The following is a 23,542-nucleotide window of genomic DNA, read 5'->3' as shown; positions in this document are numbered from 1 at the left end:
AGCTGCGGTGGAGATCTGCTCTCAGAAGGGCATGTTTGGCCTTGCGATTGAGCCGCCAGGCGGGGCCTTCGCGGTAACGGCTGACGGGTCAGTCACCGTTTGGCCGCTCGAACGTTAAGGAGTCGACGCGCATGGGGTATGACCCGGAGCGGCCAGCCGAAGTACTCGTCGTTGGCGAGGCGCTCGTAGATGTCGTGAGCGGCGCCATGGGGACATTCGAGCATCCGGGCGGCAGCCCCGCGAACGTAGCCCTTGGCCTCGGGCGACTTGAGGTGAATGTGGCACTGTTGACTCGCATCGGCCGCGACGAGCGCGGAAAGGCAATCGCCGAGCACTTGGAACGATCAGGCGTGCGTGTGCTCCCGGAGTCGTGGGTGGACGCACCCACCTCGACCGCAATTGCGACTATCTCGCTCGACGGCTCGGCGCACTACATCTTTGACATCGAATGGAGTCTGCCTGGGATTCTGACAGGTGTGCAGCCACGCGTCATTCATACCGGCTCAATCGCCGCGTTCCTATCACCGGGAGCCGATGTCGTGCGAGCCCTTCTGTGGAGTGCCTCCGACATGAAAGCAACCGAGGTGACGTTCGATCCCAACATTCGCCCAGCCCTTCTCAGTGACGTTGAGAATGTGCGTCAGGCCTTCGAGGCGATCGCTGGCCTTGCGACTGTTGTCAAGATGAGCGAGGAGGATGCGTCGTGGCTGTATCCAAATCGATCGCCATTCGATGTGCTCACTACCGTGCGCGCGCTCGGGCCACGCCTCGCCGTGATGACCTTGGGCGGCGAGGGCTCTATCCTCTCGGCCGGCGCCTTTCTGATCGAAGTGCCTGCAAGTCGTGTGGACGTTATCGACACTATTGGCGCAGGCGATACGTACATGGCGGTGCTCATCGACGCGGTGCTCGAAGAAGGGACACAGTCGCTCACGCCCGACGTCGTCCGTCGGATAGGAAGGCGCGCCTCGCGTGCCGCTGCACTCACGGTATCCCGCGCAGGAGCCGAACTTCCCACAAAGAGCGAACTCGATAACTCCTAACGGTTTGTGTCCAGTGTCCCGCTGAGCGGAGTCACATGAATCACCGATTCGGCGCAATCCGCAAGGGCTGACGCGATGCACCTCGGAAGGCTCGGTTGAATGCCTCAGTAGAGCCTTAGCCGTAGGGCACCGCAATCCCCGCTCCCTGTCTCCGAGAACGTCGGCCGCGGCGGCCGCCAGCTACGTCGCCAAACCTGATCGGACCCGTTGAAGGTCCCGCTTGCGGGCGACACGGTTCAGGTCCCGGGCGAGGTCGCGTTGCCCGCGATGGCCGGTGTTCGATCTCTTGCTTTGTCCACGGCCAGCCTGCCGTATCGACGACGATGCGGTCACCGTACCAGGCGTCATATTCTGGAATCGTGATGTGCTCCCAGGTGGTCTTGGTGAACCCGAAGTAGCAGGATGCCGATTTTGCGCGTCGCCTGTTTTGGAAACATCCTCGTTGACCACGAAAAACCAGCCGGATCGCGGATGCTTCGGTTGGTCGCATGCCTCGACTGCCTCCGCCCGGCGACGTAGGCTTGGCACCGTCGCCGGTCGCAGACGCCCTCGGTGGTCTACGGGGCACGAGGCCCGCTACAACAATTCCCTGACGACAACCTAAAGGAGGCTTGGACACGATGTTCACGAAGAAGGGTGACGCGGCTGTTCTCGCCAAACTCAGTGAAGCCCCCGCACAGTACCGGGAGATTGGAGAACGCCTCCATAGCATCATCCGGGAGAGCGCACCCTCGTTAGAGCCGATCGTACGCTGGGGACTCCCGTTCTATGTGAAGGACGGCAAGGACATCTGCTACATCAAACCGGACAAGGACTTCATCGCGTTCGGCTTTGGCGAAGTTGTGAACCCCGCACGCGAGGAGGGCGCCCACATGCACCCGGTCGCGTGGACCATCACTTCGCTGGATGCTGCGACGGAGACCAAGATTCGGGCGCTCGTCGAGAAAGCGGTTGCCTGACACGGACCCGTAGCACGGTGCGGGTGCCTGCCGTGTTCAGGGCGAGCAGGTGCCGGCGTTTGACCGCGCAGAGCTTTGGCCGTTCTCCGTGCAGCTTCCCCTTTGCGTTGGCGATCGTCTTTCGGGCACCTATGCACCGACGCGGACGTAATCCTTTGTACCCACTCGACGTCGTAGAGACTCCGTCGCCTGAGCTGTCTGCGGTGCGTGCTCGTCCCTACTGAGCGTGGTGAACGTAGAGGTCGCGGAGCAGCGCGATCTCGGCTCCGTGGTGCAGGATCTCCTGGTTCTCCCACCACACGATCATCGGAAAGGTCTCATCGGCATCGCTACCGTACGGGTAGCTGCTGAGCCCGGTCCGGTCATAGTCGGCCTCATCGACACTGAGTAGTACCTGCCGCCAGTCGGCTGCGGCGTGACGGAACCTCTCGATGGCGCCGGCTGCATCTGGTAGTGATTCGTACGTCGCTCTATCGAACGTTCGGTCGCCCCCGAGGTGGTTGGCTCGGCCCAACAGCGTCTCGGAGATGTGGTCAAGCCGCCAGGCGATCGTCGTGAGGGGCGGAGGCCACGGGCTTTCGGGAGAGCCGTCTCGCCCCCACTCACCCGCGCCGATGAGCTTGATGGCGCCCGGTCCCGGCCCATCGGCGCGCCTCCGCACCGACCAGCACTCGTCGACCGGTTCCCAGAGGTACTCGGCGTCCGTCAGTACCGGTACGTCGACGTCCCTGCCATCACCCGAGTTGCTGGTGGGCCCGGCGAGGCGAGTGAGGAGTCGTTCCGTCGCCCAGTCGTACTGCTCGAGCAGGGGCTCAAGTCGCTGATTGGTCATCATGGCATAGAGCCTAGCTTCCGCGAGAGTAGCCTCCGCGAGAGGCTGTTTGGTGCCTACGCACGGTTGACGTTCCCATGCGGGCAGTCGCATCCCATGTCCCTCGAAAGGCGCCCGCTCATGGTCGGTTATCCGGACCGTGCACAATCTATGGGAAGTTCGTCGGGAGGCGTCCGCCCGGGAATTCGATCGGCTCATTAGGCGAGCCGTCATCAGACGTCTGCAAGCTGACCGCCATTCGTGCATGCTGGGCGACGGTTGACACCGCACTTCCATTTTGGAAGTGTTGGCTGCATGAGCCTCTTCATTACCTGCCCGGTCCAGAGCGTCGAGCGCGCGACCACCTTCTACACCGCCCTCGGCTGGACTCTCAACGCCGAGATGTCAGATCACAACGTGTCGTGCTTCGCGATCGCGCCGGAGCAGTACGTCATGCTCGGCAGCCGCGAGATGTACGCGAGTGTCGGCGCTACCGAGGAGATGGTCGGCGGGCCCGACACCCCCTCCAAGGTGACGGTCTCGTTCGACCTCGGCAGCCCTGAGGCGGTCGATGAACTTGTCGAGCGCGCCGGCGCTGCCGGCGGGCGCGTCGGTGACATCGATGATTACCCCTTCATGTACCAGCGCCAGTTCGATGACCCTGACGGCTACCACTACTCGCCGTTCTGGATGAAGCCGGACACCGATCCGATCGCGTGAGCGACCTGGCCGCGGCCCTCGACATCGTCGGAGCACGGTGGGCCTTACTCATCGTGGAGCGGCTGCTCGACGGGCCGCAGCGATACGGGGATCTGCAGCGCGACCTCGGAATGGGGACGAATATCCTCGCAACCCGCTTGCGCGAGCTCGAAGCGGCTGGCATCCTGCACCGTCTGCCCCTCCGGCACAACACCCGGGCTTACGCGCTGACCGATCGCGGGCTCGCCTTGCGCCCGACTATCATCGCGCTCGGACGCTGGGGCGCCGAGAAAGCCTAGGTGCGCCCGAGATCGTCGAATCGTCGCGTCATCTCACCGGCGGATTCCGCTTTAGAGTCATCGGATCACCGCTACGCGACTGAACCACAACGTTCCAAACACGCGCAAGCCGATCTCCAGCCGATCCAGGACGGAGAATCCGCCGGTCAGCCAGCTGCCTTGCGGACGTGATCTGCGATCGTCCGCTCCGTCGCCGGGGTCAGTGCGACGACTGCGAATGAGGTGGCCCAGAGGTCGCCATCATCGAGTTGCGCTGACTCCTCGAACCCGAGGGTCGCGTAGCGGGTGGTGAACTTCGAGGCGGCCTTGAAGAAAACGACGACTTTCCCATCCTCGTCCGCGTATGACGGGAACCCATACCAGGTCTTTGGAACGAGATGCGGGGCAACCTCGGACACGATCCGATCGATCCCCTCGGCGAGAGCTCGATCATCGTCCGGCAGCGCCGCGATCGCCTCGCGGACCGCCTGCTCCCCGGCGGCACGGTTCTTCCCAGCCTTTTCTTGCGTGCGCAGCTCGGCGGCGCGCTGCTTGACCGCCTCGCGCTCCTCCTTGGACAGCCCACCGGTCTTCTCAGCCATTTCTTGCTCCTTGTCGATGTACGGTGACCGTTCCCGGCCTGCGATCACACTACGGCTCGCGGCCCAGGCGCACTTCTCGAATCCTGATCGATTCTGCCGGTACGGATCAGTCGGAGGTGCCGGGTTCATCGTTTTCGTCCTTGCGGTACCGAACATCGGCGTCGTTGGCGCCCGCATGGAGTCCTATCCGCTGCAATGTCCCGTAGTGGAGGTCGAGAACAGCGGTCTTTCTGCAACTGCTGTGGGGTTGGTTGCAAGCGTGCTGCTTTTCTGGTGCGAAGTGGCGGATGTCCGGGGCAGGCTTAGCGCACACGAGACGGCGCGGGCGCGATCGCCGGCAACCACGTTGTGATCGCCCTCGACGGTGGCGGCCTGTTCACCGACAGCATCGAATGGCCACGAGCGCGCGGGGTCCAGATAGCGTTCCACACCTCACGTGCGCCGGTTCTTAACGGTTGCAGTTGCTGTTGGCGCATCCGCGCTTTTCTCGGCTAGGAACCCTGCCCAAGTGCGCACCCCGCGGTGCGCGCCCGGGCCGGCAAGCGCCTCCTCCTCGGAGCATCACGGTCAACGTATCAAGTGCGGCCGACATGGAAGGGTCAGAGTCTGAAAGCGGGTCGCCTCGCGGACATCATTTTGTCTAGCCCGCGGAGTCAAAGGATGGGAGGCTTAGAGTGAGGCCAAGGCGATATGACGCGCATGGGGCGACCAACCTTGCAATCGTCAGGTGAGCGCTGTCGTTCCGATTACTGTGCCGGTGTCGTCCGCACGGTAGTGGCCCCTACTCAGATCGACGAGGACGAGTCTGTTTCCGAATGGATCTTGGGTGACCGCAACGTGGCCGACTGGTATCTCGCGTGGCGGCGCGATGATCATACCGCCCGCGGCTCGAATGGTTTCGCTGGCAGCGACCGCGTCATGAACCAGCCAGTTGATTTCACTCGGTAGCTGTGTGGAGAGCACGATCTCAGTACCCGGCTCCAGACAGGCAAGGCCGGCTTGCCCCACTTGGTCATTCCGCCAGAGCAGCTGGTGACCGAGTTGGTCACGATAGAAGGCGATACCGCTGTCCAGGTCGGGGACAGAGAACATCACGGCGTCGACGGCACGCAGCAACGGATCACCTCGCACGGCTTCCTTGCCTGATTCGTTCACGGGCCCAGTCTGCCGCAGAGGACCGACACGATGGCGCCGACGGTAGTTTGAGTACGGTCCAGTGAAAACGCGCGCATCAAGGGAGAGAACGAGATGAGACCACTTCGATACTCCATCAACGTCACGCTCGACGGCTGCTGCCATCACGAGGCAGGGCTTCCCCCCGACGAGGAGTCGATGCGTTACTGGGCCGCTGAGATGGAGCGAGCCGATGCCCTGCTCTTCGGCCGGGTGACCTACGAGATGATGGAGTCGGCGTGGCGGAAGCCGGCCACGGGTACGTGGCCTGAGTGGATGGATGAATTGCAGATCCCGTTCGCCGAGGCCATCGATGGGGCGAAAAAGCACGTCGTGTCGGGCACGCTGAGCGGGGTCGACTGGAACGCAGAGCTGCTGCGAGGCGACTTGCGGCAAGCGGTCGAACGGCTCAAGCAGGAGCCAGGCGAGGGCCTGTTCGTCGGTGGGGTAACGCTCCCCCTGGCGTTGGCAGACCTGGGACTGATCGACGAATACGTGTTCGTTGTGCAGCCGGTCATTGCCGGACACGGGCCGACCTTGCTCGCTGGTCTCCGCGAGCGCATCCGACTAGAGCTCGTGGATCGACATGAGTTCCGGTCAGGGGTGACCGCGCTGCGATACCGGCCCAGCAAGTAACGGTGTGACCTGGGGAAGTGGGGCATCCGCTTGCTCTTGGGCAGTGGCTGTCACGCCGACGCCGTGCGTATCTGGACCTCGCGTTCCATGCGCTTCTCGTGTCGCTGCCTGCCTTTGATCGCCTCGGCCTCGCGGCTCTTGGGCGGCGCGTTCGTCACCAGCTCGTTCAACATCCGCCGGGTCGCCTGAGCGATCTCGTCGATCGCACGATCGAACGCCACAGTGTTCGCACGAGAGGGGTGAGTCGACCCGCTGACCTTGCGGACGAACTGGAGGGCGGCCTCCCGAACCTCGTCTTCTGTGGTCGGTGGCGAGAAGTTGTGGAGGCAGCGGATGTTGCGGCACATGCTGCCGACGATAGCTTGCCGGAAAGAAATCCGAAAGGTTGATCTGGCGCCCGTCGGAGGTCCCGTTGAGGATTCGCCGATTCGGCCGTCAGTTCTTCTTCAGCTCCTCGGCGAGCATCACGATGATGCCGCTGGGACCGCGAACGTACGCGAGTTTGTAGACATCGTGGTATGTCGCCACGCCGCGAAGCGGACGGCAGTCGTGCCTCGCGGCGATCTCCAGGGCTTCGTCGATGTTGTCCACTGAGAACGCGACGCGGTGCATGCCGATCTCGTTGGGACGCGTGGGGTTCGATTCGATCGCTTCGGGGCTGATGTATTCGAAGAGCTCGAGGCGACCGTGACCGTCTGGTGTTTGAAGCATCGCAATCTTGGCGTGGTTGCCATCAAGGCCGACGGCAGTGTCGGTCCACTCGCCACTGACCGTGTCCCGGCCGACGACCGTGAGGCCGAGGTCGGTGAAAAAGGCGATTGCTGCTTCGAGGTCGCGAACGGCGATGCCGACGTTCTCCAGTTTGATGGCCATGCGTTGCACGCTACCAAGCCAGGACGACTAGCTCCAGTGGGGCTGGAGCTCCTAGCGGACCTCGGCAATGTGAGCGCGCCGGTCAGCCTCTGTTACGAAGCCGGAAGCACTCCCACGGCGCGAGTCTTCGCTCCCGGTACGACGCAGCACACGTCTCTGATCATCACGCTCGTCGGCGAACTCCACGCCGTGCAGCGGTCGACGACGCGGGGTCTCTTTCCTTCGATAACGGCCTGCCGCTAGGCTCGAGTCATGGCCGTTAGGATAGCCAGAATCGCCCTCGCCGTTACGGTCGCCTTGGCGACGATTGCTCTGACCGGATGCTCGACCTCGGGTTCACAGTTCACGGGAACCTGGGGTGAGGACGCCGCAGGGAAGCCTTCGCTGAAGATAGAGGCCGACGGGACGTTCTCCGGAACCGACGGGTGCAACCCGCTCGAGGGCAAGGGCACAATCTCCGGCGACACTTTCACGTTCGGCCCGTTCGCCTCCATCCTGCAAGCTTGTGAAGGGGTCACCCCCTGGCTCAACCTCGCCTCCACAGCCAAGGTTGACGGCAACACCCTTATTGTCTTCCGCACCGATGGTGAGAAAATCGGCAGTCTCGACGAGCGCTAGCTGCCCGAGGGACTCACCAACTGTCTGGGCGAGGAGGATTCCGGGATGAACTCTGAATTCTTGCTCGATGTGCCTCATGAAGACGTCATTGACCTTCGCGACCGGCTCCGGCGAACTCGGTGGTCACCCGCGTGGCCTGTGACTGGATGGACTGCGGGTACTGACCACGTCGAGCTGCGCCGTCTGGTCTCCTACTGGGTAGACGGCTTCGATTGGGAGGCTCAGCAGGGCCACATCAATGAACTGCCGTGGCACAGCGCAACGATCTCGGGTACTCCCTTGAGCTATCTGAGATTCGAGGCGGAGAGTCCCGAGGCGCTTCCGATCGTTCTGACGAACGGATGGCCGAGTACGTCGCTCGAACTCGTCGACCTTGCCCGACGCCTTGCGAACCCGTCCACGTACGGCGGAGATGCTGCGGACTCGTTCACCGTCATCGTGCCGGCATTGCCCGGGTTCCCGTTCTCACCGCAACGTCCAACCCACGTCGAACAGGTTCACGAGATTTGGCACCTGCTGATGTTCGAAGAACTCGGCTTCGAGCGCTACGCCGCTCACGGCGGCGACCTCGGCGCCGGCATAACGTCGCGCCTTGCGGAGTCCCACCCGGAGTCGGTGGTCGGGATCCACCTTCTCGCAGTGGCCGCCCCTTCCGACGTCGACTCTGCGTCCCTCACGAGCGAAGAGCAGGCGTACCTGGATTCCGTGCAAACCTGGATTAGCGGGGAGGGCGGTTACCAGCACGAACAGCAGACCCGTCCACTCAGCCTCGCACCGGCACTTTCTGACTCTCCGGCTGGCCTCCTCGCATGGATGATTGAGAAGTACCGGGCGTGGAGTGACTGCGACGGAGATCTGTCTGCGCGATTCAGCGACGATTTCCTGCTGACGCAGGCTTCCCTGTACTGGTTCACGAATTCGATTTCGACGTCGTTCCGGCCCTACTGGGAGTATGCATCCGGTTTGACGAGCCGCGTTCGGCGCGTCGACGTGCCGACTGCGGTCGCAGTCTTTCCACATGATCTGACGCAGCCACCCCGCAGCTGGGCCGAGAGAACGTACAAGGTGGCGAAGTATTCGAAAATGCCCCGTGGCGGTCACTTCGCACCGCACGAAGAGCCGGACTTGCTCGCTGTCGACGTAAGGGATTTCTTACGATCGCTGCGGTAGCGAGAACAATCACGCGACAGCGACCGCGACAGCACCGCAACAGCACCCGCCTGCTTGCTGTGTCCAGCCGTCGCGCGGCCGCAACTTACTAGCCGTTGTATTCGTCGTCGGTGATGTGCTCCGCCCAAATAGTGGTCTTGGTGGGGTCGTCGCCGTTCTGAAGCATCGCGATGTGTTCCATGAAGACGCCGGGGGCGGCAGCGTGCCAGTGTTCTTCGCCGGGCGGAGTGTAGAGAGTCTGGCCGGGGTGGACTTCGATGATTGTGCCGTCGCGGCTTCCGAAGCGGCCGACGCCCTGTGTCACGCGAAGGTACTGACCGTGCTCGTGGGAGTGCCAGGCCGTGCGGGCTCCGGGTGCGAAGCGCACGGTCGCCACGACCATTGCCTGGTCGGACTCGTGAGGCAGCGCGATGGGGTCCAGCCAGACGTCGCCGGCGAACTGTTCGGGCGGGTTCTTTGAGGTGGGGATGGCCGGTTCGATGTTCATGTTGTTTCCTTACTTGTTCTCGGTGAAGACGTGCTTGGCGACGCTCATTGCGGCCATACCCCTGGGCCACCCCGCGTACAGGGTCACGTGGGTGATGGCCTCGATGAGTTCTTCCTGTGTGACACCGTTCTCGACGGCGCGGCCGAGGTGGAAACCCAACTGGTCCGTGTTTCCGCCGGCGGTGAGCACGGCGACGGTGATGAGGCTGCGGTCGCGGGCGGAGAGTTCCGGCCGGTTCCAGATGTCGGCGAAGAGCACGTCGTCAGTGAGCTCGGCGAGTTTTGGAGCGAAATCGTCGAACATCTTGCGGCCGCCTCCGACCTGCTTGAGTTGGTCAGTCATCATGATCCTTTCTTTTGTGGTGCGCTAACAGTGTGGGTCTTGGCCGTGAGCGAAGCCAGACGGAGAGATGCCGGTGAGTGGCTACCTGCTCGAAGAGCGTGCGTTCGCCTGCCTCCGAGTGTTGACAGCATCGGCACCGGCTGTCTACAGGGTGAGGGCGTAGCCGCGAGAGCGACCAGGGCATCAGTCGGCAGCGTTCGCATCAGATCTGGATACGGAATGCGGTGCGACGCCCGTATATCGTCAGCAGTAGTGCGATAAGTCCAAAGACGATCATGACGATAGGCATCACGAGACCGTCAAAATGTGTCAGAAGCGCGGCGCCGAGGATACCCGCAACGAAGATCGCGACATTGAAAGCGACGGGCAGGAAAGAGTTCGCAACATCCGAGTTGTCACCGCCGGCGCTTGTGAGGGCTGCTTGGACCTGCGCGGATGCTCCGCCGAAGGTGATCCCCCACAGCACTGTGGCAACGACGATTGCGGGAGTCGAGTTGTGGCCGGCAAGGAGCATGACTGCAGCCGAAATGAAGACTATGACGCTTCCGTGGAGCAGGAGGCGGGGGTGGCGGTCGAGGAGAGCCCCCGTGAGCACGATTCCCGCGATCGAGGCGATTCCGAAGATGAAGAGTTGGAGGTCGACGGTCAGGGTGCTGCTGGTCGCCCGTAGATACGCGGTGATATAGGTGTAGGTGGTGTTGTGGGCGAGCATCCACGTGAATATCACGGCGAGGATCACCGCTATCCCTGGGATTCGGAGCACCCGCACCACGGGAAGTCGGGAATTGCCGGGCTGCCCCTGCGCGTCCGGGGCGATCAACGCGACCAGCGTCCCCGCGACGAGCACCACCGCTGTGAGCCCGGCGAAAGCCCATCGCCAGTCGAACGCGCTCCCGAGCCACGTGCCGAGAGGCGTGCCGAGTGCGAACCCGACGGGCGCGCCTGTTGACACGATCGCCAACGCCAGGCCGCCCTGTCGGGGAGGGCTGATCTTGCGACCGTAGGCGGCGAGCATTCCCCAGATGATTCCGGAAAACGCGCCGGCGACGAAGCGTGAGACGAGTGACAGGATCACGTCATTGGAGATCGTTGTGACACTGTTGGCCAGCATGAGTCCTAGAACGGCGGCGAGCAGCAGCGCCTTCCTGCGCATCCCTCTGGTCAGGGTGATTGCAGGGATGGTGACGAGTACAGTGCCGAGGGCGTATGCGCTGACGAAAAGCCCGACCGTGCCTTCGCTGGTTCCCATCCCGATCGCGATGACCGGCAACAGGCCGGCCGGCATGGTCTCCATAGCGACGAGGACAAAGCCGATCAGTGCAAAGACGAACAGTGTGACGACCGGTAGCCGTTGTGATTTTCCCGCGGCGACCGCAGAGGGTGCGAGTGTGATGGTATCCAAGGGGCTCCTTGTCGGGGACGGCGTGCTCGATCGCCCGTTCCTATGAACGTGAAAAGCGATTGGGCGTGCGGGTGGTGCTCGGCTCGTGCTCACGTATGTGCGCGTGCACGGACCGCTGGTGAGGTGGCACAGTTCGCGGTGCCGGGGTCCTAGAAGGTGAGAAGGACTTTGGTGGCCCGTCGCTCGTCCATCGCCTTGTACCCCTCGGCGGCATCCTCGAGCGGGAGCGAAAGGTCGAACACCTTGCCGGGGTTGATTTTCCGGTCCCAGATGAGCCGGATCAGATCGGGTAGGAATCGACGGACGGGAGCGGGTCCACCGTGCAGATGGATGCCGCTGAAGAACAACTCGAGCCCGTTCAACTCGACGTCGTACGTGACACCGACGTAGCCCAGATGCCCTCCGGGACGTGTGGCTTTGATGGCCTGTTCAATCGACTCTTGAGTGCCGACGGCTTCCACCACCGAGTGCGCGCCGAGACCGTCCGTCAGTTCTTTGATCTTGGCCGCACCGGCCTCGCCGCGTTCTTCCACGATGTCAGTGGCGCCAAACTCCCGAGCCAGTGCCTGACGGTCGGCGTGCCGTGACATCGCGATGATCCGTTCCGCTCCGAGCTGCTCGGCAGCGAGGATGGCGGACAGGCCTACTGCCCCGTCTCCGACCACGACGACCGTCTTCCCTGGCCCGGCCTCAGCGGCCACGGCGGCGAACCAGCCCGTGCCGAGCACGTCGGATGCGGCCAGGAGTGACGGAATGAGCTCGGGGTCGGGCACGCCCGGGGTTGGTACGAGCGTGCCGTCAGCGAGTGGGATACGGGCCAGTTCGGCCTGCGTGCCGATGGACCCCATCATGACGTTGTGCACACAACGTGACTGGTAGCCCGCCTGACAGATTTCACAGATGTTGTCGGAGGCTACGAACGAACCGACAACGAAGTCGCCAACTTTCACCGTCTTGACCTCGTCGCCGACCTCCTCGACGATGCCGACGTATTCGTGGCCCATCGGCGTGTGGTCAACCGGTTCTATGCCGCGATACGGCCACAGGTCTGACCCGCAGATGCAGGTCGCTGTGAGGCGGATGATCGCGTCCGACGGCTGGAGTATGGTCGGCTCCTCGCGCTCTTCTACCCGGACGTCGCCGGGCGCGTACATGATGACACCACGCATGTGGATGCTCCTTTTGTTGCTTGCGAGTCGTCAACCAGTAAACGCGTCCTGCTTCACGCGAGGGAGCCTCTGTAAAGGGGTGTACCGGCAGAGGACCCCTACTGGCGTCTCGAGGACGTAGCCTCGTCGGCATGGACAATCAATCCGAAGTGCGCGAGTTCCTTATGTCGCGGCGCGCGAAGGTCACCCCAGAGCGGGCGGGGCTGCCGGCCGGGCCGAATAGACGCGTTGCGGGGCTACGCCGCACCGAAGTAGCAACGCTCGCCGGCGTCAGCGTGGAGTATTACGCGAAGCTCGAGCGGGGTGCCATCGCGGGAGCATCCTCATCCGTGCTCGACGCCATCGCCCGTGCACTGCAACTCGACGATACGGAGCGGACACATCTCTTCGACCTGGCCCGCGCCGCTGACGGAATCCCGCTCTCCGGGCGGCCGCGCCGCCGTGCCAGCAGGAATTCGGTCGGCCGCCCGAGTCTCCAATGGGCCCTCAACACAATCACCGAGGGCGTCGCGTTCGTGCGAGACCAACACCAGGACCTCTTGGCGACGAACGAGTTGGGTCGCGCCTTTTACTCGCCCCTCATCGGCGACGGCGGTCGCACCCCGAACCTCGCCCGATTCCAGTTCCTCGACCCCGCATCCCGGGACTTCTACCCGGACTGGGACCTCTTCTCCGAGATGTGTGTGGCAATCATGCGCACCGAAGCCGGCCGCGACCCCAACGACAAAGGCCTGCACGACCTCGTAGGGGAGCTCTCCACCCGGAGCGACACGTTCCGGCAACTCTGGGGGGCCCACGACGTACGCACCCACGGCTCTGGCACGAAACGATTCAACCATCCAGTGGTCGGGGAACTCACCCTCGCCTACGAAGAACTTGCCATCACCGCCGACCCAGGCTTCGTTCTGATGATCTACAGCGCCGAACCAGGCTCCGCCAGCGCCGAACGGCTCCACCTGCTCGCTTCCTGGGCCGCCACTGGCGTCGCCGCGATCGTGAGCGATTGACGAGTCAGACGCCAGCAAACATGAGCACCCGCAGCGCAACCTTGATGTGATCGGTCTTGATCCAGGTTCGGGTGCCGGACGGGGCGGCCCGCTGCGCGGTAGTTGCAGCAGAATATTTCTCCTCGACTACGTAGTCAATCTGGTTTTGGCTAAACCGCGATGGCGTTGGTTTCGTTCCCACATCCTTGACCTACTGGTTGTGGCGCTTCCACTCCTTAGGCCGTTACGTCTGTTGCGATTAGTGACCTTGCTCAGCGTTCTTCAACGAACCGCCGGCGTCGCCTTCCGTGGGCGGGTCGTCGTGTATGTCGCCGGAGCATCCGGACTGCTCGTTTTCGTGGCGGCGCTGGCTGTACTCGATAGCGAACGGTCCGCTCCTCAAGCCTTCTCGCCGGTTACGGATGCTGGCCGGCTCATCGCCGGCGGACTCATGCTCGGTGGCATCGCACTTCTGGGTGTGGTCACAGCAACGTTGGCTTCCTGGATCGTCGAGCGCGTTTCTCAGCAGGAAGAGGACGCCCAGGCCGCGACCCGCCCCGCGCCCCGATCGGAGTGCTCCGCGAGACGCGTCCACTACCTGTCTCCTGATGGAACACCGCTGTTCGTCGGCCGGGTGGCTGCCGATGCGAGGATGTTCAAGTGAGGAAGAGCAGCAGTGCGCGCCGGCCGGACGCAACGGCGGTAGAGCTGGTGGGCGGCACCGAACCACTCGAGCTCGAGCTCCACAGCTATGACGAGCGGTGGGTCGGCCTCTACCTGGATCACCGACGCCGGATCCTGAACGCTCTCGGGGCAGCGAACGTTGGCGTCGAGCACATCGGTTCCAGCTCCGTCCCAGGGCTGGCAGCGAAACCGATTATCGACATCGTGGTCACCGTTGAGGACATCACCGCTGAAGAGGACTACCTCGACCCGCTGCTGGTCGCCGGATACGAATTGCGCGCCCGCGAGCCAGGGCACCGTCTCGTGCGCACGCCGACCCGCGACGTTCACGTGCATGTCTATGAGCAGGGCGATCCTGCGGTGCTCGAGTACCTGCTGCTCCGAGACTGGTTGCGCTCCAACACCGACGATCGCGCTCTCTACGAGAGCACCAAGAGGTCGTTGCTCCGTAGCCGATGGAACGACATGAATTCCTACGCGGATGCTGAGACCGACGTCATCCTCGCGATCAAAGCGCGAGCGAGAGCGGCAAGCGTGTCGTGACGGTGCTGGAGACTCCCGAAGCACGACCCTGTAGTCACTCTCTGGAAAGCGCTGTACGTGACGAGAGCGGCGACCGACCTGTGCCCGATGCTTTTGGGGGCATTCGCAGTGTCAGGTCACACTGGCGGCTCGCCGCGACCTCCGAGTACCGTGGACTCCGCGCGAGGTTCCGCTCGACAGTGGAGAGGGACTCTGACAGCTTGTGAAGGAGTTCCCATGGGAGAGTCGACGAGCGGGCTGGAATGGATCTCCGCGGCCGAGTTCCACCGGGCGCCGGGCGTCTCCGACTGGCGTGTCACAGGGACAGGCCCGCAGACCGTCTTCACCGCGACCTCACTCTCCCACGCGGCAGACCTCACCGCCCCCATCGTCGCGGCGGCCGAGCGATTCGGCATTCTGCCCGACATCGACGTGCGTCCCGAGGGAGTTGTCGTGCGCATCCCGTACCGCGACCCCGAGGGCATCCCCGCAGCCGCCGCGGATTTTGCGGCCGCCGTGTCCCAGGCAGCCGCCGAACTGCTGCTGACCGCCGACCCGTCGCTCGCGCAATTGATCGGCATCTACGTCGCCCAGCATTCCCAGTCCGACGTGCGACCGTTCTTCGCCGCCGCTCTAGGCTACGAGGCGTTCGGCGACACGGATGCCGTCGATCCGATGCGCTGCGGGCCGCAGCTCGCCTTCAACCCGATCACCGGCGACTCTCCGGCGAGAGGCCGGACGCACTTCGACGTCTTCGTGCCAGCCGACCAGGCGCGGGCACGAGTGGACGCCGCGCTCGCCGCCGGAGGGAGACTTGCCGATGATTCGCACGCCCCCGACTGGTGGTCGCTCGCGTCGCCCGACAACCACGGCGTGGACATCGCGTCCTGGACCGACACGTACGACTGACACCTGCGTGCTGCCTATTCGGGCTGCGGCGGCTCTAACTTGGCGCCCAGCTGTGTGAGCGCACCATAGAGATCGGGCACGCCCCACCAGTCGGTGGCCAGCCCGTCCTGGAAGCGGAGCAGGTGCATGGAGCTGAAGCTGACTGGTTTGCCGGTCGCCGGCAAGCCCAGAAAGGGTCCGACATGGGTCCCACCCCACGTGATCCGGCCGGCGACTTGATCCCCTTCTACTACGGTGTCCTCTACCACTCCGCTGAGCCCCGAGAGGCTTGCGTGCATCCCCCGCATCCAGAGCGCTATGCCCTCAAGCCCGGGGGGCTGGTCGGGGAAGGCGCTGTGGTCCACAATGTCCGGGCTGACGATTCCGCCCAAGGCCTCGGGATCGTTCGCTTCGACGGCGGCGATAAGACGTACGTACGCCTGACGGAGTTCATCTGCGTTTTGCATGGCTCCTCCTTGGACAGCACACGAGCAGCGACCGGGATCGGAAGCCAGACTCGCGCCACATCAAGCTTGGCCGCTACGTCCTCGCCGGACAAGGGGCCCGGTGCGGGTTCGTCAACGATGTGCGTCAGAAGCCACGTACGTCCGCGACGGGCCGCAAGCGACCGGGTGATTTTCCCTCTTCGCTTGGCCTTGTCCGGGAGCGCGGCACGGGAGTAACGTGGCCGTCGCCTTCGGACGAAGGGTGCCCGTTTCAGCACCGACACTCATCGCCGCCGAACGCGATCAGTCACCTCATAATCCCCCGACTCCGGATTCGTCGCGGAATCAGAGTCGTTTCCTCCATTCCCATTGGGAGGCTGCAGTGAGCCCCATTCTGGAAGCCCGAACGGACATCCGCCCGTTCCACGTCGACATCCCCGACGCCGACCTGGACGACCTTCGCCGCCGCATCGCCCAGACCCGCTGGCCAAGCGAGGAAGTCGTCGGCGACCGCTCGCAAGGCGTGCCGCTGACCACGATCCAGCAGCTGGCGCGCGACTGGCAGGGCCACGACTGGCGGGTCATCGAAGCGCGGCTGAACACCCTGCCTCAGTTCATCACAGAGATCGACGGCGTCGACATCCACTTCCTCCACGTGCGGTCGTTGCACGAGGGCGCCGTGCCGATGGTCGTCACGCATGGCTGGCCCGGATCGATCATCGAACAGCTCAAGATCATCGAACCGCTCACCGATCCCATGTCGCACGGGGCGGATGGGGCGGATGCGTTCGACCTTGTGATCCCCTCGCTGCCTGGCCACGGCTTCTCGGGGACGCCGACGGAGACCGGCTGGGATCCGATCCGGATCGCCCGCGCCTGGGCTGAGCTGATGTCCCGGCTCGGCTACGACCACTATGTTGCCCAGGGTGGAGACTGGGGCAACGCGGTCACCGAGCAACTTGCGCTGCTGAAGCCGGCGGGACTCCTGGGCATCCACACGAATATGCCGGCGACGATCCCGGATGACGTGGCACACGCGCTGCAGTACGGCGAGCCCGCGCCCCACGCATTCACGCCCGACGAGCAGCGGGCCTGGGATCAGCTTGCGAACTTCTACCAGCACGGGCTCGGCTACGCCGGCGAGATGGCGAACCGCCCCCAGACCCTCTACGGCCTCGAGGACTCCCCCATCGGTCTCGCGGCGTGGATGCTCGATCACGACGCCGCTAACCTCGAACTGATCGTGCGGGTGTTCGACGGCGCGCAAGAGGGACTGTCGAAGACGGACATCCTCGACAACATCACCCTTTATTGGCTGACTAAGACCGCAGTCTCATCCGCGCGGTTGTACTGGGAGAGCAAGCTGCCCTTCTTCGCGCCGAAGGGCGTCACCCTGCCGGTGGCGGTGAGCGTGTTCCCTGAGGAGATCTACTCCGCGCCGCGGAGCTGGGCGGAGAAGGCCTATCCGAATCTCATCCACTACAACCGGCTATCGAAGGGCGGCCACTTCGCGGCGTGGGAGCAGCCGGAGGCGTACTGCGACGAGGTCCGCGACTCATTCCGGCCGCTGCGCTTCTCCGCCAGCTGAGCGAAGAGGCGGCTCCGATGCCACTGGAGGATCGATCCAAGCGCCGTATGAGCTACACGTGGCTTGGTTCAACAGCTCCCCGAACTGTCGGCACCATTAAGGCGAGCACGGGTGCGGTAATCCATGCCATCATCTCGCCATGACTATTGAACGCATTCGCCCCGAGGGGCTTGTCCACAGCCCGGCCTTCAGCCATGTGGCCATTGTGCCGGCCGGCGCAACCACGATCTACGTCGGCGGTCAGAACTCAGTCGCGGCCGACGGTTCCCTCGTCGGCGAGGGCGACGTCGCGGCACAGTCCACTTGCGCGTTGGAGAATGTCACGACTGCGCTGGCTGCGGCCGGTGCGACTGTCGCCGACGTTGTGCAGTGGACGGTGCTGTTTGTCGACGGGGTAGACCTTGCGGCAGCCTATGGAGCGATCGCGACTCGACTGGCTTCGGAGGAACCTGGCTTGGTGACCGGGGCTCGAGTCGCTGGGTTGGGCGTCCCAGGCGCGCTGGTGGAGATCAGCGCCGTCGCCGCCGTTCTTCGGTGAGTCCGCGGACGCCCGTCGCCGAATGCCAGGCAACCAGTCACAACTGGATGAAGGCGCCCAGCACCAGTCGATAGTCTGAACGGCAAGTAGGCACCATCAACGGACGATGCGGGGCACGCGTGGATGATCAGCAGACAGCGTTCATTGAGACGTTCCGCCGGTTCGTGGAAGAGCTCATCCTCGCTCCTCGCCCTCCGGTCGACGCACGCACGCCCTTGGGCGAGCTGGTCCAGGACTTCCTGCAAACGGATGTCACCTTCCTTCCCATGGTCACCGAAGACCTCGCCACCCACCGCCTCGTTGACGCGGACATTGCCCTCGACGAACTCAGCGCGGCTTCCCCGTCACCGGTGTTCGGCGTCACCGGCGGCCAGCAGCGCGAACATTCCTCCTTCCAGGAGCTGCTCAGCGGTCCCTTCTTCACATTCGCGCCGGGTCCCGTCGATTATGTTTCGGCCGCCACCGGGCCGGACACCGAACGCCGGGTGGTCTCATTCGGCGTGCGCCTACTCACCGTGGACGGGCACCGGGTGGCCGTGTTGCAGCGCGGTGCCCGGCCCGAATTCGGCCGCAGCAGCGCCCGGCTGGAGATCCTGGCCGCAGACGAGGATGGATCCGCAGCTTTGCTGGGCGCGCTGCGCCGCCTCATGCTCGAACGCAGCGTGCTGCGCGGCCAGGTTCTCTCGTTCAGCGGCAACGAATACGGCCCCGGTGCGGCGGGGGTCGACTTCCTGGCGCGCCCCCGTGTTCCGGGCGACGAGATCATCCTTCCCCCCGGTGTACTCGACGACGTCGTACGCCATGTGGTCGGGATCGGAATGCACCGGGATGCACTACGCGCCGCCGGTCGGCATTTGAAACGCGGTGTGCTGCTCTATGGCCCTCCCGGGTCGGGCAAGACCTTGACGGTTCGGCACCTGCTGAGCGAGACACCCGGCATCACCGCCGTGGTACTCGCCGGCAACAGCATCCGTTTCGTCACCGAGGCCGCCGAACTCGCCCGCGCCATGCAGCCCGCGATCGTCGTGCTTGAGGACGTCGACCTGATAGCAGCAGATCGAAGCCTGTCGGTTGGCCCGCAGCCTCTACTGTTCGCAATGCTCGATGCCCTCGACGGTCTCGACGGTGACGCCGATGTCGCGTTCGTGCTGACCACGAACCGGGTCGAGGTGCTCGAGCAGGCCCTCGCCGACCGGCCGGGAAGGATTGATCTCGCCGTCGAAATCCCGCTACCAGACGAAGCCGCCCGGCACCGATTGTTCACGCTCTACGCCGGCGGAATACCCGTGTCGCCACAAGCGATCACGGATGCGGCGTCGCGAGCGAACGGTGTCACCGGCGCCTTCGCGAAAGAACTCATGCGCCGCACCGTGCTCCTCGCGGCCGAGCGGGGCGGGCCGCCAGCTGACGTCGATCTCGCCACGGCCATGGATGCGCTGCTCTCCAGCAGGGACAAGCTCACGCGTCGGTTGCTCGGAACCGACGGATCGGCCGCCTGAGTTCCGGCCGGTTCTCCCCTAGGCTCAGGGCGTGACCACCAGCATCCGCCCGCCGTTGCGCCGCATCGTCGCGCTGAACGCGCGCACAGGCGTCCTGTTATTACTCGTTTTCGGTGTCGTGAGAATCGGCCTCGTGTTGCAGGCCAATGTGACCGGAACCTACCAGGCAGTGAGCATCGTGTTCCTGGCGATGATCGCCCTCCCGTGGGTGCTGCTCACGCGCGAGGGGCGACGGGACATCGGGTTGGTGCGGCCGTCTCGTTGGCGGTGGGTGATTCCGGCTGCTGCTGCGGGGGCCGCATCGGCCATTCTGGTCCACCTCGTCGCCACAATGCTGTGGGGTTCAACGACCTCGAGTCCTTTCGTCTACATCTCCCTCTCATATGCGAATGTCCCGGCTGCGCTGGAGGACGGCGATCGACTGGTGTTCTTCATCATCTTCGCCATCATCGGGATGCTGTTCAGCCCGATCGGCGAGGAGGTCTTGTACCGCGGTCTCGCGCACGAGGCGCTGGCCACCCGCTGGGGCACCCGGGGAGCGGCGCTCATCGACGCCGGCGCGTTCGCGTTCACCCACCTCGCTCATTTCGGCCTCGTGTTCATTGCCGGCGCCTGGGCATTCCTGCCGCTTCCTGCTGTGTTTTGGGTCGCCGCCATGTTCCTGGCGTCGCTGATGTTCTACGGTTTCCGCAAGTTGACCGGCTCATTGGGTGGCGCAATCGTCGCCCACGCAGGTTTCAACCTCGCGATGAACTGGGTGATTTTCTACGTGGTGCTGGTGTAAGTCCTGAACCCGGGCCACGGGACGACGCCACCGATGTTGCCACGAGTGCCGCATCGAGGCCCACTCCGAACAAGGTCGCCGAACGCCGGACCCGCATGAAGTGCACGCCGCAGAAGAACAGCCCCGGATGGGGGCTCGTTCCAGAGTCGGTGATTGGAAAACCCAGGTCGTCACAAACCGGAAGCTCAATCCATCGGTAGCCCGGCCTGAAGCCGGTGGTGTAGATGACTACCCCGATGTCGTGGAGGTCGACCTCCGTCACCGGGTCGTAGTGGAACGGGCCCGCAATGGGCAGCTCAGGCGCGGCGTATCCCTGGGCCGGGAGTTCGCCGGCGAGGAGGGCGCGCCACTCGACACAGCGCGCGTCGCCGAAGGCCACGGACGCGCCCAGGTCATCGACGAACGAAGCGCGGTGCCCGTCGATCCCGGCCAGGCGCCCCAGCAGAACGACGCCGAGCCGTTGCAGCGTGCGGAAGTGGAGGTCGTGACCCCCGGCAGCGCCCGTGGTCTGCGGGTTCGCCAGCAGGCGGCCCGCGGGTGACGGCAGGGCGTTGAGCGGCTGGTCGAAGAAGCCGACGCGGGCCAGCCAGGTGAACGTGTCAACGTCATCCAGTCGCCTGGGCATCCAGGGCGCGCGGCCGCGGGACAAGAACACCTCACGGCCGGCGAGAAAGAGTTCCTCGGCCAGCTGGCAGCCGGTCTGCCCGCTCCCGATCACCAGGACCTTGCCTGCCGGGACTCCGGCGGGACTGCGATACTCGAGCGCATCTATCGCTGGCACTCCGGGAGGCAACTCGCCGGCGGGAGGCCGGAACGGGATCCGGAACGAACCGGTGCAGACCACGACGTTGTGCGCGGCGATCGGCCCGAGCGTTGTGTCCAGTTCAAAACTCGAACCGTTCGCGGCCCGTAGCGAGTTGACGGCCACTCCCTCCCGGACCGGCGCGTCCCACGTCGAGCAGTAGTTCTCGAGATAACCGACGATCTCGTCGCACGGCACGTGGCCTTCAGGGTCCTGGCCGGCGTATGGAGTCCCTGGCAGGTCCATGGTCCAGTTCGGCGTCACCAGGGTGAAGCTGTCCCATCGATCACGCCACGCCTGCGCGACCCGGGCCCGCTCGAGAACCACATGCTCGACGCCGCAAACCCCGAGCTCGCGGCTGACGGCGAGGCCGGCCTGCCCGACTCCGATGACGACCGTATCGATGTGCTCTGACATCGCCTACCCGCTCACATCCCGGTGGTGATGAGTATTTGCTTGCACAAGGAGATGACTTCCCGAACCCAGGAGGGGGTGCCGCATTCAACTGACGGGGCATCTGAGGCCTGGCTCCCAGACTGGCACCGCCAAACGTGTACCGCAAGAAGTTTTCACGTCAGTCGACTCGGAATTTGAACCCTACGTGTGATCCGGTGAAGCCTAACCGCTCATAGAACCGGTGCGCGTCGCGCCGTGCAGCGTCGGATGTAAGCTGCACCAGGCTCGAACCAAGCTCGCGGGCTGCGACATCCATTACCCATCGCATCATGGCGCCGCCGATGCCGCTCGAACGTTTATCGCTCCGGACCCGCACCGCCTCCACCAGCAACCGGGTTGACCCCCTCCTGGCCATTCCCGGGATGCGGGTCAGCTGCATTGTGCCGACGACGGCCCCAGAGGCATCGACGGCCACGAGGTGTGCGTTCGCCGGGTCGGCGACGATTGCGAGGAGCGCCGCGAGGTACAGGGGTTTGTCGTGTGCGTCGCCGATGTCGCCGCGGGTGGCACTGACTGGGTCGTCGGCCAACAACCGCATGAGGGTGCCAAGGTCCTGCTCGGTGGCGTTGCGAAGCGTGACCGAGCCAGTTCCTATCGCGAGAGAAGCAGGCAGCGAGAGATCGTTGAGCATCTCACCAGTCTGTCGCAGCAGCGACGGCCAACGGATGCCCGAACGCGGTGATCGGCGGACCCGCTTTCCCACAAGGTGCCGCCTGTGGCGAGGCGGAGGATGGACCGATCAATTCTCGATCACGGCAGACCCGGCGAAGTCATTGAAATCGCGGGTTCGTATCCGATGAGCCAATGAAGTCCATACCGGTCGATGACCTGGCCATCCGAAGCGCCCCACGGTTTCGGGGCCAGGGGGTCGACCACCGTTCCGCCGACTGCGAGCTTGTCGAACCACACATGGAGAACGTCTGGTTCAGCGGTCCCGAGCAACGAAAGCATGAGGCCTTCGAGGCGGACACTTTCTTGGCCAGGTGCCGCATCGGATCCTGCGAGAGCAACGACGCCATCAAGCGTCCCGTGCGCGATGGAATCTGGCGCGCCATCGGTGCGCCCGAATTCCTCGTAGGTGTGCAAGGAGAGCTCTCCACCGAACACGTCCGCGTAGTAGCCGAGTGCTTCCCGCGCTGTGCCGGGGAACGTGACATAGATCTGCGGCGCCGCCATGCGCACAGCATACAAGCGCTACCAGCGCTGACCAATGTGTCTCTAGTCCACGCCCGAGACGTAGTGGAATCGAACGCGAGTTGCGAGCCAGACCGTTCTGGATGTCTCGATCAACGACCCGTCCGGGAGACGGCTGGCCGACCAGTCGACGAAGAGAGGCGCGTCAAGGTTGGTCTGCAGGAGTTCGGCTTCCTGTGAGTTGATGATGCGCACCTCAAGGAAGTGATCGATGCGGGCTGCCGTTACGCCGTGATGCGTCAGCGTCTTCGACAGAGACCCGTCAATGAGCTTCGACTTCACTTTCAAGGGGGCAACACCTGATACCACCCACGAGTCGGTCAAACCAATGGGCCGATCGTTCACCAGGTGAAGCCGCTTGAAGTGCACGCGGTTCAAGTCACGTTCGGACTCAGGGAGATACCGTGCGAGTTCGTAGGGTTCGGCTTCGATTGGTTCTTCGGACAATTGTCGGGACTCCGCGCGATGACCGGCGGCCTGAAAACGATCCCGCCACGGTTCGGTGAGGCCGAAGTCGTGCTGGATCAGTTGCGGTCGGTCAGCAACAAATGTGCCGGTCCCCTGCCGACGTTCCACGTAGCCGTGATCCGAAAGGCTGGAGAGCGCCTGACGGACCGTAATTCGGCTCACGCCGTAAATCGCTGCCAGTTCATTCTCAGGTGGAAGTTGGGAGCCGATCTCCAGGCCCTGGTCGATGAGGGACCGCATGTCCCGTTCGACTTGGGCCCAAGCCGGCAGCGGCAACTTGCGGTCGACAGGCTTAGCCGCTGAAGACAGTTCACTCGTTACTGCATCGAACGCCATTCGCCGCCCTTTCACTCATTGTCGCTATGTGGTCAATATCATCATAACATCATGACAACTAGTACCTCAAGTGGAATGGCGGCTGCTGC

Annotated in this window: 29 protein-coding genes; 15 read left to right on the top strand and 14 right to left on the bottom strand. The window is 64.0% G+C overall.

The genetic code is table 11. The annotated features are described in order from the left end of the window. Nucleotides 1-131 precede the first annotated feature (131 nt). Both AB4Y94_RS00355 and AB4Y94_RS00350 read left to right on the top strand, forming a co-directional pair. Entirely contained in the window at nt 132-1,043 is a 912-nt protein-coding gene (locus AB4Y94_RS00355) for a carbohydrate kinase family protein (RefSeq protein ID WP_441723658.1), read from the top strand. A 620-nt stretch (nt 1,044-1,663) separates the two neighbouring features. Next, the gene (locus tag AB4Y94_RS00350) at nt 1,664-2,002 is read left to right on the top strand and encodes a DUF1801 domain-containing protein (RefSeq protein ID WP_441723656.1); all 339 of its coding nucleotides are present in this window, start codon (nt 1,664-1,666) and stop codon (nt 2,000-2,002) included. A gap of 217 nt (nt 2,003-2,219) precedes the next feature. Here AB4Y94_RS00350 and AB4Y94_RS00345 read toward each other — a convergent pair whose 3' ends face one another. Continuing rightward, entirely contained in the window at nt 2,220-2,837 is a 618-nt protein-coding gene (locus AB4Y94_RS00345) for a DinB family protein (RefSeq protein WP_441723654.1), read from the bottom strand. A 291-nt stretch (nt 2,838-3,128) separates the two neighbouring features. On the opposite strand from AB4Y94_RS00345, the gene AB4Y94_RS00340 reads away from it, so the two are divergent. Both AB4Y94_RS00340 and AB4Y94_RS00335 read left to right on the top strand, forming a co-directional pair. Continuing rightward, nucleotides 3,129-3,533: a VOC family protein gene (locus tag AB4Y94_RS00340; protein ID WP_441723652.1), complete on the top strand. Its 405-nt coding sequence runs from the start codon at nt 3,129-3,131 to the stop codon at nt 3,531-3,533. Further along, complete coding sequence (locus AB4Y94_RS00335) at nt 3,530-3,811, top strand: winged helix-turn-helix transcriptional regulator (protein WP_441723650.1); 282 nt, start codon at nt 3,530-3,532, stop codon at nt 3,809-3,811. The genes AB4Y94_RS00340 and AB4Y94_RS00335 overlap by 4 nt, the downstream gene beginning before the upstream one ends. Nucleotides 3,812-3,957: 146 nt before the next feature. Here the strand turns inward: AB4Y94_RS00335 and AB4Y94_RS00330 are convergent, their stop codons facing one another. Beyond that, nucleotides 3,958-4,392, bottom strand: a complete 435-nt coding sequence (locus tag AB4Y94_RS00330) for a hypothetical protein (RefSeq protein WP_441723649.1) — start codon at nt 4,390-4,392, stop codon at nt 3,958-3,960. Between the two features lie 723 nt (nt 4,393-5,115). Then, on the bottom strand, nt 5,116-5,547 hold the full coding sequence (locus AB4Y94_RS00325; RefSeq protein WP_441723647.1) for a VOC family protein: 432 nt from the start codon (nt 5,545-5,547) through the stop codon (nt 5,116-5,118). Nucleotides 5,548-5,640: 93 nt separating this feature from the next. Here AB4Y94_RS00325 and AB4Y94_RS00320 point away from each other — a divergent pair, with 93 nt between their 5' ends. After that, complete coding sequence (locus AB4Y94_RS00320; protein ID WP_441723645.1) at nt 5,641-6,201, top strand: dihydrofolate reductase family protein; 561 nt, start codon at nt 5,641-5,643, stop codon at nt 6,199-6,201. Nucleotides 6,202-6,251: 50 nt separating this feature from the next. Here AB4Y94_RS00320 and AB4Y94_RS00315 read toward each other — a convergent pair whose 3' ends face one another. Together AB4Y94_RS00315 and AB4Y94_RS00310 are read right to left on the bottom strand one after the other, a co-directional pair. Next, complete coding sequence (locus AB4Y94_RS00315; RefSeq protein WP_441723643.1) at nt 6,252-6,548, bottom strand: DUF2277 domain-containing protein; 297 nt, start codon at nt 6,546-6,548, stop codon at nt 6,252-6,254. An 88-nt stretch (nt 6,549-6,636) separates the two neighbouring features. Beyond that, nucleotides 6,637-7,074, bottom strand: a complete 438-nt coding sequence (locus tag AB4Y94_RS00310) for a VOC family protein (protein ID WP_441723641.1) — start codon at nt 7,072-7,074, stop codon at nt 6,637-6,639. A 252-nt stretch (nt 7,075-7,326) separates the two neighbouring features. On the opposite strand from AB4Y94_RS00310, the gene AB4Y94_RS00305 reads away from it, so the two are divergent. Both AB4Y94_RS00305 and AB4Y94_RS00300 read left to right on the top strand, forming a co-directional pair. After that, nucleotides 7,327-7,692, top strand: a complete 366-nt coding sequence (locus AB4Y94_RS00305) for an META domain-containing protein (protein WP_441723639.1) — start codon at nt 7,327-7,329, stop codon at nt 7,690-7,692. A gap of 45 nt (nt 7,693-7,737) precedes the next feature. Further along, complete coding sequence (locus AB4Y94_RS00300; RefSeq protein WP_441723637.1) at nt 7,738-8,862, top strand: epoxide hydrolase family protein; 1,125 nt, start codon at nt 7,738-7,740, stop codon at nt 8,860-8,862. Between the two features lie 88 nt (nt 8,863-8,950). Here the strand turns inward: AB4Y94_RS00300 and AB4Y94_RS00295 are convergent, their stop codons facing one another. From AB4Y94_RS00295 to AB4Y94_RS00280, 4 genes are all read right to left on the bottom strand, one after another. Next, complete coding sequence (locus AB4Y94_RS00295) at nt 8,951-9,349, bottom strand: (R)-mandelonitrile lyase (protein WP_441723635.1); 399 nt, start codon at nt 9,347-9,349, stop codon at nt 8,951-8,953. Nucleotides 9,350-9,358: 9 nt separating this feature from the next. Beyond that, the gene (locus AB4Y94_RS00290) at nt 9,359-9,691 is read right to left on the bottom strand and encodes a carboxymuconolactone decarboxylase family protein (RefSeq protein WP_441723633.1); all 333 of its coding nucleotides are present in this window, start codon (nt 9,689-9,691) and stop codon (nt 9,359-9,361) included. 202 nt (nt 9,692-9,893) lie between these two features. Next, a complete protein-coding gene (locus AB4Y94_RS00285; RefSeq protein WP_441723631.1) occupies nt 9,894-11,093 on the bottom strand; it encodes an MFS transporter in 1,200 nt (399 codons plus the stop codon). A gap of 149 nt (nt 11,094-11,242) precedes the next feature. Continuing rightward, a complete protein-coding gene (locus AB4Y94_RS00280) occupies nt 11,243-12,262 on the bottom strand; it encodes a zinc-dependent alcohol dehydrogenase family protein (RefSeq protein WP_441723630.1) in 1,020 nt (339 codons plus the stop codon). 131 nt (nt 12,263-12,393) lie between these two features. On the opposite strand from AB4Y94_RS00280, the gene AB4Y94_RS00275 reads away from it, so the two are divergent. The 4 genes from AB4Y94_RS00275 (at nt 12,394) to AB4Y94_RS00260 (ending at nt 15,363) form a co-directional block, all read left to right on the top strand. After that, nucleotides 12,394-13,269 (top strand): helix-turn-helix transcriptional regulator, encoded by an 876-nt coding sequence (locus AB4Y94_RS00275; protein ID WP_441723628.1) that lies wholly within the window; start codon nt 12,394-12,396, stop codon nt 13,267-13,269. A gap of 241 nt (nt 13,270-13,510) precedes the next feature. Further along, nucleotides 13,511-13,912, top strand: coding sequence for a hypothetical protein (locus AB4Y94_RS00270; RefSeq protein WP_441723626.1), 402 nt, complete (start codon nt 13,511-13,513; stop codon nt 13,910-13,912). Beyond that, entirely contained in the window at nt 13,909-14,475 is a 567-nt protein-coding gene (locus AB4Y94_RS00265; RefSeq protein WP_441723624.1) for a GrpB family protein, read from the top strand. The genes AB4Y94_RS00270 and AB4Y94_RS00265 overlap by 4 nt, the downstream gene beginning before the upstream one ends. Nucleotides 14,476-14,691: 216 nt before the next feature. Beyond that, on the top strand, nt 14,692-15,363 hold the full coding sequence (locus AB4Y94_RS00260) for a VOC family protein (RefSeq protein ID WP_441723622.1): 672 nt from the start codon (nt 14,692-14,694) through the stop codon (nt 15,361-15,363). Nucleotides 15,364-15,377: 14 nt separating this feature from the next. On the opposite strand, the gene AB4Y94_RS00255 is transcribed toward AB4Y94_RS00260, so the two are convergent. Next, complete coding sequence (locus tag AB4Y94_RS00255) at nt 15,378-15,809, bottom strand: ester cyclase (protein ID WP_441723620.1); 432 nt, start codon at nt 15,807-15,809, stop codon at nt 15,378-15,380. A gap of 361 nt (nt 15,810-16,170) precedes the next feature. On the opposite strand from AB4Y94_RS00255, the gene AB4Y94_RS00250 reads away from it, so the two are divergent. The 4 genes from AB4Y94_RS00250 (at nt 16,171) to AB4Y94_RS00235 (ending at nt 20,197) form a co-directional block, all read left to right on the top strand. Continuing rightward, on the top strand, nt 16,171-17,376 hold the full coding sequence (locus AB4Y94_RS00250; protein WP_441723618.1) for an epoxide hydrolase family protein: 1,206 nt from the start codon (nt 16,171-16,173) through the stop codon (nt 17,374-17,376). A gap of 139 nt (nt 17,377-17,515) precedes the next feature. After that, the gene (locus AB4Y94_RS00245) at nt 17,516-17,914 is read left to right on the top strand and encodes a RidA family protein (RefSeq protein WP_441723616.1); all 399 of its coding nucleotides are present in this window, start codon (nt 17,516-17,518) and stop codon (nt 17,912-17,914) included. 119 nt (nt 17,915-18,033) lie between these two features. Then, nucleotides 18,034-19,413 (top strand): AAA family ATPase, encoded by a 1,380-nt coding sequence (locus AB4Y94_RS00240; RefSeq protein WP_441723614.1) that lies wholly within the window; start codon nt 18,034-18,036, stop codon nt 19,411-19,413. A 31-nt stretch (nt 19,414-19,444) separates the two neighbouring features. After that, nucleotides 19,445-20,197: a CPBP family intramembrane glutamic endopeptidase gene (locus AB4Y94_RS00235; protein ID WP_441723612.1), complete on the top strand. Its 753-nt coding sequence runs from the start codon at nt 19,445-19,447 to the stop codon at nt 20,195-20,197. Here AB4Y94_RS00235 and AB4Y94_RS00230 read toward each other — a convergent pair. The 4 genes from AB4Y94_RS00230 to AB4Y94_RS00215 form a co-directional block, all read right to left on the bottom strand. Continuing rightward, nucleotides 20,151-21,416 (bottom strand): NAD(P)-binding domain-containing protein, encoded by a 1,266-nt coding sequence (locus AB4Y94_RS00230; RefSeq protein WP_441723610.1) that lies wholly within the window; start codon nt 21,414-21,416, stop codon nt 20,151-20,153. The genes AB4Y94_RS00235 and AB4Y94_RS00230 overlap by 47 nt on opposite strands. Before the next feature lie 157 nt (nt 21,417-21,573). Further along, nucleotides 21,574-22,086 carry a GNAT family N-acetyltransferase gene (locus AB4Y94_RS00225; protein ID WP_441723608.1) on the bottom strand — a complete coding sequence of 171 codons (513 nt, stop codon included), beginning with the start codon at nt 22,084-22,086 and terminating at the stop codon, nt 21,574-21,576. 119 nt (nt 22,087-22,205) lie between these two features. Next, nucleotides 22,206-22,631 carry a VOC family protein gene (locus AB4Y94_RS00220; RefSeq protein WP_441723607.1) on the bottom strand — a complete coding sequence of 142 codons (426 nt, stop codon included), beginning with the start codon at nt 22,629-22,631 and terminating at the stop codon, nt 22,206-22,208. Nucleotides 22,632-22,673: 42 nt separating this feature from the next. Continuing rightward, nucleotides 22,674-23,453, bottom strand: coding sequence for a GntR family transcriptional regulator (locus AB4Y94_RS00215; protein ID WP_441723605.1), 780 nt, complete (start codon nt 23,451-23,453; stop codon nt 22,674-22,676). Between the last annotated feature and the right edge of the window lie 89 nt (nt 23,454-23,542).

The sequence above is a fragment of the Glaciibacter sp. 2TAF33 genome (genome assembly GCF_052114945.1).
Taxonomy (GTDB): Bacteria; Actinomycetota; Actinomycetes; order Actinomycetales; family Microbacteriaceae; genus Cryobacterium.
The sequence above is the reverse complement of the archived record's forward strand: the minus strand, read 5'-3'. Positions and strand labels throughout refer to the sequence as shown.